The organism is Haemophilus influenzae, assembly GCF_900475755.1.
Classification (GTDB): domain Bacteria; phylum Pseudomonadota; class Gammaproteobacteria; order Enterobacterales; family Pasteurellaceae; genus Haemophilus; species Haemophilus influenzae_D.
In genome coordinates this window covers 200,157-215,357 of the sequence record NZ_LS483411.1, presented here as the reverse complement: position 1 = coordinate 215,357, position 15,201 = coordinate 200,157, and the positions used below count along the sequence as shown (strand labels likewise).

11 protein-coding genes are annotated in these 15,201 nt (G+C 39.9%); 9 read left to right on the top strand and 2 right to left on the bottom strand.

The annotated features are described in order from the left end of the window. The first annotated feature begins 13 nt into the window (after positions 1–13). Genes glpA through glpC form a run of 3 tightly spaced genes read left to right on the top strand, consistent with a single transcriptional unit; the run spans position 14 to position 4,285 of the window. On the top strand, positions 14–1,705 hold the full coding sequence (gene glpA / locus DQN24_RS01105; RefSeq protein WP_111695262.1) for an anaerobic glycerol-3-phosphate dehydrogenase subunit A: 1,692 nt from the start codon (positions 14–16) through the stop codon (positions 1,703–1,705). After that, a complete protein-coding gene (glpB, locus tag DQN24_RS01100; protein ID WP_111695261.1) occupies positions 1,695–2,993 on the top strand; it encodes a glycerol-3-phosphate dehydrogenase subunit GlpB in 1,299 nt (432 codons plus the stop codon). Before glpA ends, glpB begins: the two co-directional genes overlap by 11 nt. Positions 2,994–3,004: 11 nt before the next feature. Continuing rightward, a complete protein-coding gene (glpC, locus tag DQN24_RS01095) occupies positions 3,005–4,285 on the top strand; it encodes an anaerobic glycerol-3-phosphate dehydrogenase subunit GlpC (protein ID WP_021034657.1) in 1,281 nt (426 codons plus the stop codon). A 110-nt stretch (positions 4,286–4,395) separates the two neighbouring features. Here the strand turns inward: glpC and ilvC are convergent, their stop codons facing one another. After that, positions 4,396–5,874 carry a ketol-acid reductoisomerase gene (gene ilvC, locus DQN24_RS01090; protein WP_005671921.1) on the bottom strand — a complete coding sequence of 493 codons (1,479 nt, stop codon included), beginning with the start codon at positions 5,872–5,874 and terminating at the stop codon, positions 4,396–4,398. Between the two features lie 478 nt (positions 5,875–6,352). Between ilvC and ilvY the strand changes: the two genes are divergently transcribed. The 3 genes from ilvY to glpE are packed head-to-tail and all read left to right on the top strand — an operon-like array spanning position 6,353 to position 8,459. After that, positions 6,353–7,231, top strand: a complete 879-nt coding sequence (gene ilvY, locus DQN24_RS01085) for an HTH-type transcriptional activator IlvY (protein WP_111695260.1) — start codon at positions 6,353–6,355, stop codon at positions 7,229–7,231. 31 nt (positions 7,232–7,262) lie between these two features. Continuing rightward, complete coding sequence (gene rarD, locus DQN24_RS01080; protein WP_111695259.1) at positions 7,263–8,141, top strand: EamA family transporter RarD; 879 nt, start codon at positions 7,263–7,265, stop codon at positions 8,139–8,141. Next, on the top strand, positions 8,142–8,459 hold the full coding sequence (glpE, locus tag DQN24_RS01075) for a thiosulfate sulfurtransferase GlpE (protein ID WP_021034662.1): 318 nt from the start codon (positions 8,142–8,144) through the stop codon (positions 8,457–8,459). It begins immediately after the preceding gene. An 84-nt stretch (positions 8,460–8,543) separates the two neighbouring features. On the opposite strand, the gene tpiA is transcribed toward glpE, so the two are convergent. Further along, a complete protein-coding gene (gene tpiA / locus DQN24_RS01070; RefSeq protein ID WP_105876785.1) occupies positions 8,544–9,335 on the bottom strand; it encodes a triose-phosphate isomerase in 792 nt (263 codons plus the stop codon). A gap of 165 nt (positions 9,336–9,500) precedes the next feature. On the opposite strand from tpiA, the gene DQN24_RS01065 reads away from it, so the two are divergent. From DQN24_RS01065 to purL, 3 genes are all read left to right on the top strand, one after another. Next, positions 9,501–9,935, top strand: a complete 435-nt coding sequence (locus DQN24_RS01065; protein ID WP_050848504.1) for a GNAT family N-acetyltransferase — start codon at positions 9,501–9,503, stop codon at positions 9,933–9,935. Then, on the top strand, positions 9,935–10,822 hold the full coding sequence (gene xerC, locus DQN24_RS01060; protein WP_111695258.1) for a tyrosine recombinase XerC: 888 nt from the start codon (positions 9,935–9,937) through the stop codon (positions 10,820–10,822). The genes DQN24_RS01065 and xerC overlap by 1 nt, the downstream gene beginning before the upstream one ends. A 352-nt stretch (positions 10,823–11,174) precedes the next feature. Next, complete coding sequence (gene purL, locus DQN24_RS01055) at positions 11,175–15,068, top strand: phosphoribosylformylglycinamidine synthase (protein ID WP_111695257.1); 3,894 nt, start codon at positions 11,175–11,177, stop codon at positions 15,066–15,068. Positions 15,069–15,201: the final 133 nt, after the last annotated feature.

Here is a 15,201-nt window from a genome sequence, read left to right as displayed (position 1 = left end):
TCGGGGGTAAACAATGGGATTATCGCCTAGTATCTATAAAGATGTTGGAGATCTTTCGTCACTTAGCACTGATGTGATCATTATCGGTGGTGGCGCAACAGGAGCAGGTATTGCGCGCGATTGCGCACTTCGTGGCATTGATTGTATTTTATTGGAACGTCGAGATATTGCGACAGGCGCCACAGGACGTAACCACGGATTATTACACAGTGGTGCGCGTTATGCCGTGAACGACCAAGAATCTGCTGAAGAATGTATTAAAGAAAACCGCATTTTGCGTAAAATTGCGCGTCATTGCGTAGATGAAACAGAAGGCTTATTTATCACTTTGCCTGAAGATTCCCTCGACTATCAAAAAACCTTCCTTGAGAGCTGTGCAAAATCTGGAATTGATGCGCAAGCCATTGATCCTGAACTAGCTAAAATTATGGAACCTTCAGTAAACCCTGATTTAGTGGGCGCTGTTGTTGTGCCAGATGGTTCTATTGACCCATTCCGTTTAACCGCCTCTAATATGATGGACGCCACAGAAAACGGCGCAAAAATGTTCACTTATTGCGAAGTAAAAAATTTGATTCGTGAAGGTGGAAAAGTGATTGGCGTAAATGTGTACGATCATAAAAATCGCAGAGAACGCCAATTTTTTGCACCGCTTGTTGTAAATGCTAGTGGTATTTGGGGACAAGGGATTGCGGAATATGCCGATCTCAAAATTAAAATGTTCCCTGCAAAAGGCGCATTGCTCGTAATGGGCCATCGCATTAATAAACTTGTGATTAACCGCTGCCGTAAACCTGCTGATGCGGATATTCTCGTACCTGGCGATACAATTTGTGTTATAGGAACAACATCTAGCCGCATTCCTTATGATCAAATTGATAATATGGAAGTAACGCCAGAGGAAGTGGATATTCTTTTCCGTGAAGGAGAAAAACTTGCGCCTAGTTTGCGTCATACTCGCGTATTACGTGCTTATGCTGGGGTGCGACCATTAGTTGCGAGTGATGATGATCCATCAGGTCGTAATGTGAGCCGTGGTATTGTGCTACTTGACCACGCAGAACGTGATGGCTTAGATGGCTTTATTACTATCACTGGCGGTAAGTTAATGACTTATCGTTTAATGGCTGAATTGGCAACTGACCTTGTTTGTAAAAAACTCAATAAAACGGCTCGTTGTGTAACAGCGGAGCAACCTTTGCCAGGCTCTACTGAAAGCCGCCAAGAGACCAATCAAAAAGTTATTTCATTACCAAGTACTATTCGTTATTCTGCTGTGTATCGTCATGGTTCACGTGCTACTCGTTTGCTTGAAAAAGAACGTTTAGATCGTTCAATGGTTTGCGAATGCGAAGCGGTGACAGCGGGGGAAGTTCGTTACGCTGTTGATGAACTGGATGTAAATAATCTCGTCGATTTACGTCGTCGCTCCCGAGTTGGAATGGGAACTTGTCAAGCTGAACTCTGTGCTTGTCGTGCTGCAGGCTTAATGAACCGTTTTGAAGTGGCAACACCACGTCAATCAACTACTCAACTTTCCGCCTTTATGGAAGAACGCTGGCGTGGTATTGAACCGATTGCTTGGGGGGAAGCTATTCGCGAAGCCGAATTTACCTCTTGGATGTATGGTAGTGTATTAGGTTTAAATGATGTGAAACCGCTTGATGAACAAACACAACAAGGGACGGATAGCAATGAATTTTGATGTAGCCATTATTGGCGGTGGTTTGGCGGGTTTAACCTGTGGCATCGCCCTTCAACAACGCGGTAAACGTTGCGTGATTATCAACAACGGTCAAGCAGCCATTGATTTTGCATCTGGCTCTTTAGATTTATTAAGCCGTATGCCATCAACGACATATGGGGAAAATCGCACGGTAGAAAATTTAAAAGAAAATATTACCGCACTTCGCAATGAATTACCTGCTCATCCTTATAGTTTATTGGGTGCAGAGAAAGTGCTTGCTAAAGCACAAGATTTTGAACGTTTAGCCAATGAATTAAATCTTGATTTAATTGGTTCTACGGAAAAAAATCACTGGCGTGTAACAGGCTTAGGTAGTTTACGCGGTGCGTGGCTTTCGCCAAATAGCGTGCCAACTGTGCAAGGCAATGAACCTTTTCCGCATAAACGTATTGCAGTGCTTGGTATTGAAGGTTATCACGATTTTCAGCCACAACTTTTAGCGGCAAATTTGGTGTTAAATCCACAATTTGAGCATTGTGAAGTAACAAGTGGTTTCTTGAATATTCCACAATTAGACGAGCTTCGTAAAAATGCCCGAGAATTCCGTAGTGTGAATATCTCTCAACTTCTAGAACACAAACTCGCTTTTAAAGATTTAGTGAAAGAAATCATAGAATCATCGCAAGGTGCAGAAGCGGTATTTTTACCTGCTTGCTTTGGTTTAGAAAACCAAGAATTTATGACCGCACTTCGTGATGCAACTAAACTTGCATTATTTGAATTACCAACGTTGCCCCCATCATTGCTCGGTATGCGCCAACGTATTCAATTACGTCATAAATTTGAATCCCTTGGTGGTTTAATGATTAATGGCGACAGTGCATTGAATGCAACATTTGAAGGAAATAAAGTACGTTGTATCAATACTCGTTTACTCGAAGATGAAGAAATCACTGCAGATAATTTTGTATTGGCTTCAGGAAGTTTCTTCAGCAAAGGGCTTATTTCCGAATTTGATAAGATTTATGAACCTGTTTTTGAATCCGATATTATCGGTGTTGAAGGTTTTAACCAGAAAGATCGTTTCACTTGGACTGTTCATCGCTTTGCGCATCCACAACCTTATCAATCAGCAGGCGTAGCAATTAATGCTCAATGCCAAGTGCAAAAGTGCGGTCAATTTTTAACGAATTTATATGCCGTCGGTAATGTGATTGGTGGTTTTAATGCCCTTGGACTTGGTTGTGGTTCGGGTGTGGCTGTTGTAACTGCCTTGGCAGTGGCAGATGAAATCTTAGCGAAATAAGGGGGAATAATATGGATAATAATATTCAACGACTCATTGATAGTGCAAAACAATCCCTTAATTCGCCTGAAAGCCATAAATATATCGACGAAAGTTTTGAAAGCTGTATTAAATGTACGGCTTGTACTGCTGTTTGTCCGGTTTCACGCAACAATCCGCTTTATCCTGGTCCAAAACAATCAGGGCCTGATGGCGAGCGTTTACGCTTAAAATCAGCAGAACTTTATGATGAAGCACTTAAATATTGCACCAACTGTAAACGTTGTGAAGTGGCGTGTCCGTCTGATGTGAAAATTGGCGATTTAATTGTACGTGCGCGTAATAATCACTTAGCGCAGTCTAAAAAACCGTTAATGAATAAATTGCGTGATGCGATTTTAAGTAACACAGATGTCATGGGAAAAATCAATACGCCATTAGCGCCGATTGTAAACACCATTACGGGTCTGAAAGCCACCAAATTTATGTTGGAAAAAACGCTTAAAATCAGTAAAGAACGTACTTTACCTAAATATGCGTTTGGTACGTTCCGTAGCTGGTATATGAAAAATGCGTTACAAGACCAACAAAAATTTGAGCGAAAAGTAGCATATTTCCACGGTTGTTATGTTAATTATAATAATCCACAGCTTGGCAAAGAATTTCTTAAAGTGTTCAATGCAATGAACATTGGGGTAATGTTATTAGAAAAAGAAAAATGCTGTGGTTTACCATTAATGGTAAACGGTTTTCCTAATCGCGCTCGTAACATTGCACAATTTAATACCGATTATATTGGAAAAATGGTAGATGAAAATGGAATAGATGTGATTAGTGAGGCATCAAGTTGCTCTCTTAATTTACGCGACGAATACCATCATATTTTAGGTATCGACAACGCCAAAGTCCGTCCGCATATCCATATGGTAACCCCATTTTTATATCAGCTTTTCAAAGAAGGTAAAACATTACCGTTAAAACCACTTAAACTTCGAGTGGCTTATCACACCGCTTGTCACGTAGATAAGGCGGGTTGGGCACCTTATACTTTGGAAGTGTTGAAAAAAATTCCGGGTTTAGAAATCATTATGTTACCTAGCCAATGCTGTGGTATTGCGGGGACTTACGGTTTTAAATCAGAAAACTATGAAATTTCACAATCTATTGGTAAAAATCTATTCGATAATATTAACGAGGGTGGATTTGATTACGTTATATCTGAATGTCAAACCTGTAAATGGCAAATTGATATGTCATCTAACGTGACCTGTATTCATCCATTAACTTTACTTTGTATGTCGATGGATGCTTAAATAAGAAAAATGCACGTTGTAATTAACGTGCATTTTTATGATTAATTTTATCTATGAAAAAACCGACTTTATATTGACAAAGTCGGTTTTTAATTCAGTTCAATTTAACATTAACCTGCAACTGCGATACGTTTCATATCTGTCATATAACCACGTAATTCTTGACCGATTAATTCAACAGGGTGGTTGCGAATTGCATCGTTTACATCACGTAAGGTAATGTTATCGACTTCCACTGCTGGAGTTGGCTCGCCCAAATCGCCTTTTTGAAGGTTAGGGATAATTTCTTTTGCAAGAATTGGGGTCGCTACGTTAGAGAATAAGTAGTTACCATATTCTGCGGTATCAGAAATTACCACGTTCATTTCGTATAAGCGTTTACGAGCAATAGTATTTGCAATTAATGGTAATTCGTGAAGTGATTCGTAGTAAGCTGATTCTTCATAAATACCGCTTGCAACCATTGCTTCAAAAGCTAATTCTACGCCAGCTTTAACCATTGCGATCATTAATACGCCGTTATCAAAATATTCTTGTTCGCTAATTTTGCCATCATATTTTGGTGCATTTTCAAAGGCTGTTTTACCTGTTGCTTCACGCCATGCGAATAAATCTTTGTCGCCATTTGCCCAGTCAGCCATCATTGTTGCAGAGAAGTGACCGCTAATGATGTCATCCATGTGTTTGTAATATAAAAAACCAAGGCTTTCTTTGATTTGTTCAGCTAGTTCAAATGCACGTAATTTTGCACTGTTTGACAAGCGATCCATCATTAATGTGATACCGCCTTGTTTTAATGCCTCGGTAATGGTTTCCCAACCGTATTGGATTAATTTACCTGCGTATGCTGGATCTTTACCGTCTGCCACTAATTTGTCATAACATACGATAGAACCTGCTTGTAACATACCGCAAAGGATAGTTTGCTCACCCATTAAGTCAGATTTTACTTCTGCCACGAATGAAGATTCTAAAACACCTGCTTTATGACCGCCAGTTGCAGCAGCCCATGCTTTTGCGATCGCCATGCCTTCGCCTTTCGGGTCATTTTCAGGGTGAACCGCGATTAATGTTGGCACACCGAAACCACGTTTGTATTCTTCACGCACTTCAGTACCTGGACATTTTGGCGCAACCATCACAACCGTAATATCTTTACGGATTTCTTCGCCAACTTCAACAATGTTGAAACCGTGTGAATAACCAAATGCAGAGTCTTTTTTCATTAAAGGCATCACATCAGCAACTACTTTAGAGTGTTGTTTGTCTGGTGTTAAGTTTACGACTAAATCTGCAGTTGGAATTAATTCTTCATAAGTACCCACTTTAAAACCATTTTCGGTTGCGCGTTGGAACGATGCACGTTTTTCTGCAATCGCTTCAGGGCGTAAGGCATAGCTAATATCTAAGCCAGAATCACGCATATTCAAACCTTGGTTTAAACCTTGCGCACCACAGCCCACGATAACGATTTTTTTGCCTTTTAAGAAGTTTGCTTCATCTGCAAATTCTTCGCGATCCATAAAACGACAACGACCTAATTGGTCTAATTTTTGACGTAAATTTAATGTGTTGAAATAGTTAGCCATTTTGTTGTCCTTAATTGTATAAGGTTGATAATTGTATGATGTTGTGTTTGCATATTTTTTTGTTGTGGGTTGATTATAGGATTTTTTATGATTGCGTAAAGTGATATTATGGGAATGTAATATTGCGATTTGTGCAATTATTTTGTTTTTTTGTGAATTAGCATCGTATTTCGCTCGATGAGCGACCTACTTTCTTTTACTCGTGTAAAAGAAAGTAGGTAAAGAAAACACGCCTCAATTAAATCGCAGCTCTTTGCTTTGTTTCAATTTTCTTAACGGCAATTTGCTGAACTCGCTACGCTCAAACAGACGCAAATTGCCTGAAAATTGAAAGTCGCAAAGGCGATTTATATGGGGCTCAGGAAATAAGGCAAAGCAGGGCGTGTTTTCTTTTTGCCTACTTTTGCTTTGCATGAGCAAAGAAAAAGTAGGTCGCCATCGGCGAAACCCGAAATTAAATAAAATAAAAGAAGAAATTATGGAATTTACCGACCTACAAATATTCATCCACCTCAGTGATACAAAAAACTTCGCCAAAACTGCCACCCAAAACCACATGTCTCCCTCTACGCTTTCCCGTCAAATTCAACGATTGGAAGACGAGTTAGGGAAGACACTTTTTATTCGTGATAATCGTCAAGTCAAACTTACTGAATATGGCGAGAAATTTTTGCAATTTGCTAAAACAGAATGGCAAAACTGGCAACAATTTAAACAACAACTGAAAGATGAATCCGATGAACTTTGCGGTGAAATTAAACTTTTTTGTTCTGTAACCGCATCTTATAGCCATCTTCCGCACGTACTTAAACAGTTTCGCCAGCGTTATCCTAAAGTGGAAATTCAACTGACTACGGGCGATCCAGCGTTAGCACTAGAATTAATTCAAGCACAACAAGTCGATCTCGCGCTTGCGGGGAAACCAAATAATCTGCCCTCTAGTGTAGTGTTTCATAAAATAGATGATATTAGTTTGTCCCTAATTGCCCCACGGGTGGCTTGTTTGGCGACACAATTACTGCAAGAAAAACCTATTGATTGGCAGCAAATGCCTTTTATTTTCCCTGTTGAAGGACACGCTCGGCAGCGGATTGAACAATGGCTACGAGAGAAACAAATAAAACATCCGAAAATTTATGCAACTGTTGCGGGGCACGAAGGAATTGTGCCGATGGTGGGATTAGGATTTGGATTAGCAATGTTACCTGATGCAGTAATTGACAGCAGCCCAATGAATAACCAAATTTCCAAACTTAATCTTGATAAGCCTATTGAGCCTTTTGAATTAGGTATTTGCACCCAAAAAAGAAATCTCGAACAGCCCCTAGTCCGTGCATTTTGGGCGATGTTAGAATAGAATAAATAATGGTTTAAAATAAGGATTTCTTATGTTTAAAGGTATTCTCGTTTCATTATTAGCCTCTTTTCTATTTGGCTATATGTATTATTTTTCTACGTTACTCAAACCTTTGAGTGGTACAGATATTTTCGGTTATCGGATGATATTTACTTTTCCTTTTGTCCTGTTGTCCGTCACATTATTTAAACAAAAAGCGGCTTTAATTGAACGTTTAAAACGCATTCAAAAACGACCGTACTTAGCATTGTCGTATTTACTTTGCGGATTATTAATGGGTTTTCAAATGTGGCTTTTTCTTTGGGCACCGAATAATGGCAGTTCATTAAGTGTATCTTCTGGTTATCTACTTTTACCAATTGTAATGGTGGCAGCAGGTCGCGTGTTTTTTAAAGAACGCATTTCAACATTCAAATTTATTGCAGTTATCATTGCAACATTAGGCGTAATTTCTAATATTGTGTTAAAAGGCGGTCTTTCTTGGGAAGCCATTGTTATCTGTTTAGGTTACACCGCGTATTTTTCTATCCGAAAAGCGTTAAAAAATACCGATCTTGCTTCCTTTTGTTTAGAAATGTTAAGCCTTATTCCTGTCAGTATTTATTTTGCGATGCAAACAGATTTCTCAGTGGTCGAACAAAGTAATCCTAATATTTGGGGGCTGCTTGTATTACTAGGATTAATCAGCGGTACTGCGTTAATTGCCTATGTAATAGCCAGTAATATGCTTCCTATGAATTTACTCGGTCTGCTTGGTTATGTTGAAACTATTATGATGCTATGCGTATCATTTTTGATCGGAGAACAAATTGATAGCGAAAGCTACCCACTTTTTATTTGTTTAGTCATCGCGATGATTCTTGTTATGATTGATGGCGTGTACAAACAACACGCAAAAAGAAGTTTATAAATGTCATTTAAAGAAATAATCCCACAGAAAGCTTGGGAAATGATGCAACAAGGCGCGATATTAGTCGATATTCGAGATAATATGCGCTTTGCTTATTCACATCCTAAAGGTGCTTTTCATTTAACCAACCAAAGTTTTTTGCAATTTGAAGAACTAGCAGATTTTGACTCGCCTATTATTGTGAGTTGTTATCACGGCGTGAGTAGTCGCAATGTAGCGACTTTTCTCGTGGAACAAGGCTATGAAAATGTATTTAGTATGATTGGCGGATTTGATGGATGGTGCAGAGCAGAATTGCCGATTGATACCGCTTACTAACCCATTTCATCAAAAACATATAAGATATAAAAAAGTGCGGTAAAAATTCACCGCACTTTTGTTGTTATTCTAATTAACTGAAAATTAGTTTTTTGCTGCTGCCGCTGCTTTTACAATTACTGCAAATGCAGGAGCTTTTAATGATGCGCCACCCACTAATGCACCGTCGATGTCTGGCTGAGTAAATAATTCAGCGGCATTTGCATCATTTACAGAACCACCGTATTGGATAATCACTTGCTCTGCCACGGCTTGAGATTTGGCAGCGATGTGACCACGGATAAATGCGTGAACCGCTTGCGCCTGTGCTGGGGTCGCTGATTTACCAGTACCGATCGCCCAGATTGGTTCGTATGCGATCACTGCACCATTGAATGCTTCTACACCTAATGCGTTGATCACTGCATCAATTTGACGTGCGCACACTTCTTCTGTTTTGCCTGCTTCATTTTCTGCTTCCGATTCGCCGATACATAATACTGGCACTAAACCTGCTTCTTTAAGTGCGGCAAATTTTTTCGCGATAAATTCGTCGCTTTCTTTATGATAAGTGCGGCGTTCAGAGTGTCCAATAATGATATATTTTGCCCCGAAATCTTTTAACATTTCAGTTGAAATATCGCCAGTAAATGCACCTTTTACGTTCACATCAACGTTTTGTGCGCCTAATTGAACCACACTTTTACCGCCACAGCTGCAACCACAACCAGAAAGTGCTACTTCAGCCGTACCTAAATACATAACGGGGGGGGCAATTGCTACATCACAACCTGTTACATCATGTAATTCTGCTTTTAATCCCTCGATTAATTCTTTGGTGAACGCTTTGGAACCGTTTAATTTCCAGTTACCCATAACTAAAGGACGACGTGCCATTTTTGTTTCTCCATAGTTGATAAAATTAACTTGCTTACTATACCAAAATTTCGCCACGATTCTTTGCAGAAGATCATAAAATAAAAAAAATTCTCATAGAAAGATGATTATCTTGTGCTAAAAAGCTACAATTACCTGTATGGAACCAATAAAAAATAACCAATTATGAAACTTTTCAAAGCTGAACAATGGAATATTGACGTGCTTCTTCCTATTTTTGAAGCCTATCGCCAAGCCTATGGACAAGCAGAGAATCCAGAACGCACCTTGGCTTTTTTAACTAATCGTATGCGTTTTAATGAAAGCCTGTTTTTTATTGCGGTGGATAAAAATGAAAAGGCTATTGGCTTTGTGCAGCTTTTCCCTCGCCTTTCTTCTTTACAATTACAACGCTATTGGCAAATTACCGATATTTTTGTGTTAGAACATCCTCAACAAACAGAAATTTATGCGGCGTTGATTTCTAAAGCAAAAGATTTTGTGCATTTCACGCAATCCAATCGTTTAGTAGCAGAATTAGCGCAAAATCAATATTCAATGTTGGAATCGGAAGGGTTTAAATTGAACCCAAAAGAACGTTTATTTGAATTGAGTCTGTAATGCTAACTGCGTTAAATCGTTATTGGGATTATTTGCGGATTGAACGCCAAATGAGTCCTCACACGCTCACCAATTATCAACATCAACTTGATGCCATCATCAAAATCTTAGCACAACAAAACATTCATGCTTGGGCACAAGTGACACCCAGCGTGGTGCGCTTTATTTTGGCGGAAAGTAAAAAACAAGGCCTAAAAGAAAAAAGCTTGGCTTTACGTTTATCTGCATTGCGTCGGTTTCTCAGTTTTTTAGTGCAACAAGGCGAATTGAAAGTAAATCCCTCCACAGGCATTTCTGCACCGAAACAAGGCAAGCATTTACCGAAAAATATGGATGGCGAGCAAGTTCAACAGTTGCTTGCCAACGATAGTAAAGAACCGATTGATATTCGTGATCGTGCTATTTTGGAATTAATGTATAGTTCAGGTTTACGTTTATCTGAATTACAAGGCTTAGATTTAAACAGCATTAATACCCGTGTGAGGGAAGTTCGTGTTATTGGGAAAGGTAACAAAGAGCGTGTTGTGCCGTTTGGGCGTTATGCTTCGCATGCCATTCAGGAATGGTTAAAAGTGCGGTCGTTATTTAATCCAAAAGATGAGGCGTTATTTGTTAGCCAGCTTGGAAATCGCATTTCTCATCGAGCCATTCAAAAACGTTTGGAAACTTGGGGCATTCGCCAAGGATTAAATAGCCATCTTAATCCGCACAAACTGCGTCATTCCTTTGCGACGCATATGTTGGAAGCCAGTTCTGATTTGCGTGCGGTACAAGAATTGCTTGGTCATAGCAACCTTTCCACCACACAAATTTATACCCACTTAAATTTTCAACATTTAGCGGAAGTGTATGATCAAACACACCCAAGAGCAAAAAGGAAGAAATAAAAAGTGTTATATAAAAAGAGAAACTATTAAATGATGAAAGATTAGAGTGTGTCAATGAGACGTAAAGTGAGGATTGCTGAATATTGGAAATGCATTGTGTAAGTTTGGTAATAGTGAAAGCTCTATTTTTTAGCGTCATTTATATAATGTATTTATGAATTTCCTTTTTGAAGAGTTTATATTTTGTGTGATAAGCAAAGTTTTCCGTGTTGAGATGGTTGGGGATAGTATTTTTGGAAAAATAGGAAGTATGTTTGAACATAAATCTTATTGTTTTATTTTGAATGCAAACGTTTGCTTTGTTCGTTATAATGCGTCCGTTTTTTACTTTTCTTTTATACGGAACTGCAATATGACTGTCAAAACCTTTCGTGGCTCGCCTGCGCTTTCTGAATTTCGTTTAACTCAACTTCAACAAAAATGTCAGCAATATCAATTACCTATTACGTCAATTTATGCAGAGTATTTGCATTTTGTTGAACAAAAAACATCGCTTGTAGAAGATGAAATTGTTAAATTACAAGCATTGTTGCATTATGGATCAATGTTTTCTGAACTCAAGCCCACAGAATATTGTTTAATTGTGACTCCACGAGTGGGGACAATTTCCTCTTGGTCTTCAAAAGCGACAGACATTGCTCACAATTGTGGTTTATTGAAGGTAAATCGTATTGAACGTGGCATAGTCTATTATTTCAATATTGAACGTGATTTAACCGAAGCAGAATTGGCTACGCTGAAAGATTTATTACACGACCGTATGTTAGAAACCGTGTTAAATCACGAAACAGAAGCAGCCTTGCTTTTCACTCAACAAGAACCTAAAGCATTAACCACCATTGATATTTTAAATGGTGGTGGTCAAGCATTAGAACAGGCGAATATTGCCTTGGGCTTGGCGTTGGCAGATGATGAGATGGACTATCTAGTCGAAAACTTCACGGCGTTAAACCGCAATCCACACGACATCGAACTTTATATGTTTGCACAAGCAAATTCGGAACATTGTCGCCATAAAATTTTTAATGCCGATTGGATTATTGATGGCAAAAAACAGGATAAATCGCTGTTTAAAATGATTAAAAATACCTTTGAGCAAACGCCTGATTTTGTGCTTTCTGCTTATAAAGATAATGCTGCAGTAATGGAAGGTTCGAAAGTCGGGCGTTGGTTCCCTGATCCAGATGGACAATATCGTGTTCATCAAGAAGATGTGCACATTTTAATGAAAGTAGAAACTCATAACCATCCCACAGCCATTTCGCCATTTCCCGGTGCGGCAACAGGTTCGGGCGGAGAAATTCGTGATGAAGGGGCAACGGGGCGTGGAGCAAAACCCAAAGCGGGTTTAACAGGTTTCTCGGTGTCTAACCTCGCTATTCCAAACTTTGAACAACCTTGGGAAAATCCATTGTCTAAACCAAATCGCATTGCTTCAGCCTTAGAAATTATGATAGATGCGCCTTTAGGCAGTGCGGCATTTAATAATGAATTTGGTCGTCCAGCATTATTGGGGTATTTCCGTACTTATGAAGAAACAGTAAACAGTTTTGCTGGTAAAGAAGTGCGTGGTTATCACAAGCCGATTATGTTGGCGGGCGGAATCGGTAATATTCGTGGCGAACAGGTTCAAAAAGGCGAAATTCCAGTTGGTGCTAAATTGATTGTGCTGGGTGGGGCAGCGATGAATATCGGTTTGGGCGGTGGCGCTGCTTCTTCGATGAATAGTGGAAAATCAAAAGAAGATTTAGATTTTGCTTCTGTTCAACGTGAAAATCCAGAAATGGAACGCCGTTGCCAAGAAGTTATTGACCGCTGTTGGCAATTAGGGGAAGAAAATCCAATCCTGTTTATTCACGATGTGGGGGCGGGTGGTTTATCTAATGCAATGCCTGAATTGGTGCACGATGGCAAGCGTGGAGGAAAATTTGATCTGCGTTCTATTCTTTGTGATGAAAAAGGTATGTCGCCATTGGAAATTTGGTGTAACGAATCGCAAGAACGTTATGTATTAGCGGTTGCGCCAGAAAAACTCGAATTATTTACCGCACTTTGTGAGCGTGAACGAGCCCCTTTTGCAGTGATTGGCGAAGCAACACAAGCAGAACATTTAATCTTGCACGATAGTCATTTCGACAATAATCCAATTGATTTACCAATGAATGTGTTATTAGGCAAAACGCCGAAAATGACACGTGAGGTTTCCTCAAAAACGGTGGAAAATCAACCGATTACAACGGAAAATATTCAATTAAAAGAAGCATTCCACCGTGTATTACGTTTACCTGTTGTTGCAGAAAAAACTTTCTTAATTACTATTGGCGACCGTTCTGTAACAGGTATGGTGGCACGGGATCAAATGGTTGGTCCTTGGCAAATCCCCGTGTCTGATGTGGCTGTTACTACCGCTTCATTGGATAGCTATCACGGCGAAGCAATGGCAATGGGCGAACGATCTCCAGTTGCCTTGCTAGATTTCGCGGCTTCGGCACGTTTAGCGGTGGCGGAGGCGATTACTAACATTGCAGGCACTCATATTGGCGAGATGAAACGTATTAAACTTTCTGCTAACTGGATGAGTGCAGCAGGTCACACAGGCGAAGATGCAGGACTTTATGAAGCAGTAAAAGCTGTGGGCGAAGAACTTTGTCCTGCGTTAGGCTTAACTATTCCTGTGGGTAAAGATTCAATGTCGATGAAAACCACTTGGATCGATAATGGCGAACAAAAATCAGTGACCGCTCCACTTTCATTAGTAATTTCCGCTTTTGCTCGTGTAGAAGATGTACGTAAAACGCTTACGCCACAACTTCGTATCGACAAAGGTTTATCGAGTTTATTGCTAATTGATTTAGGCGAAGGCAATAATCGATTAGGTGCGACCGCACTTGCTCAAGTGTACAAACAGTTAGGCGACAAGCCTGCCGATGTGGTAAAGGTTCAACGCTTAAAAGATTTCTACAACGCAATGCAAATTTTAGTCGCAGAAAGAAAATTACTTGCCTATCACGACCGTTCGGACGGTGGTTTAATCACAACCCTTGCAGAAATGGCGTTTGCAGGGCATTGTGGGGTAGAAGTTGATATTTCCGCCTTAGGCAAAAATGATTTAGCGGTATTATTTAACGAAGAATTGGGGGCGGTTATCCAAGTTGCCGACAGCCAATTAGAAAGCGTACGTGAGGTGTTGAAAGCTCACAATTTGCTTGGTATTACCCATCAACTTGGTACGGTAACTGCTGATGATCGCTTTGAGATCAACCGCGGCAGCCATAAATTATTCAGCGAAAAACGCACTGAATTACGTAGTATTTGGGCGGAATTAACTTACCAAATGCAACGCTTACGCGATAATCCAGATTGTGCTGAGCAAGAGTTTGAAGCTAAGAAAAACCCTGACGACAAAGGTTTATCCGCATTTTTGACTTACGATGTGAACGAAGATATTACTGCACCATTTATCAATAAAGGTGTAAAACCAACCATTGCAATTTTGCGTGAACAAGGTGTAAATAGCCATTATGAAATGGCAGCAGCATTTGATCGTGCAGGCTTTAATGCAATTGACGTGCATATGTCTGATTTAATGACTGGCCGTCGCAATTTAGCTGAATTCAATGCAATGGTTGCTTGTGGCGGTTTCTCTTACGGGGATGTGCTTGGCGCAGGGGGTGGTTGGGCAAAATCCATCTTATTTAACCCGAAATTACACGAGCAATTCAGCCAGTTTTTTATCAATCCAAACACACTGACCTTAGGTGTATGTAATGGCTGTCAAATGGTCTCTAACTTGGCGGAAATTATCCCTGGTACAGAAAACTGGCCACGTTTTGTACGCAACAAATCTGAATGCTTTGAAGCGCGTGTGAGTTTAGTGAAAATTAATGAAGTGGCTTCAGCTTGGTTTGCAGGAATGGCTGGCTCACATATGCCCATTGCGGTTTCCCACGGGGAAGGGCAAGTTAAGTTTAAATCAGCTGAACAGCTTGTAGGCTTAAAAGCACAAGGCATCATTGCCGCACAATACATCGACAATAACGGTAACCCTACCGAACTATATCCTGCCAATCCGAATGGCTCTGTGGAGGGCATTACTGCAATTACAAATCTGGATGGGCGAGTTGCTATTATGATGCCACACCCTGAACGCGTGTTCCGTGCTGTGAGTAACTCTTGGCACCCAGAAAACTGGACAGAAGACGGTGCGTGGATGAGATTATTCAGAAATGCAAGAATGGTATTTTAGAGAAATAAATGGAGTTGAACGCTAAAAAAGTGCGGTGGAAATCTAACAGATTTTCACTGCGCTTCGGTGTTTTCAATTTTATGTAATTATTTTTATTGTTAAGTTAGCGATATAATCATCAAAATAGAAATAT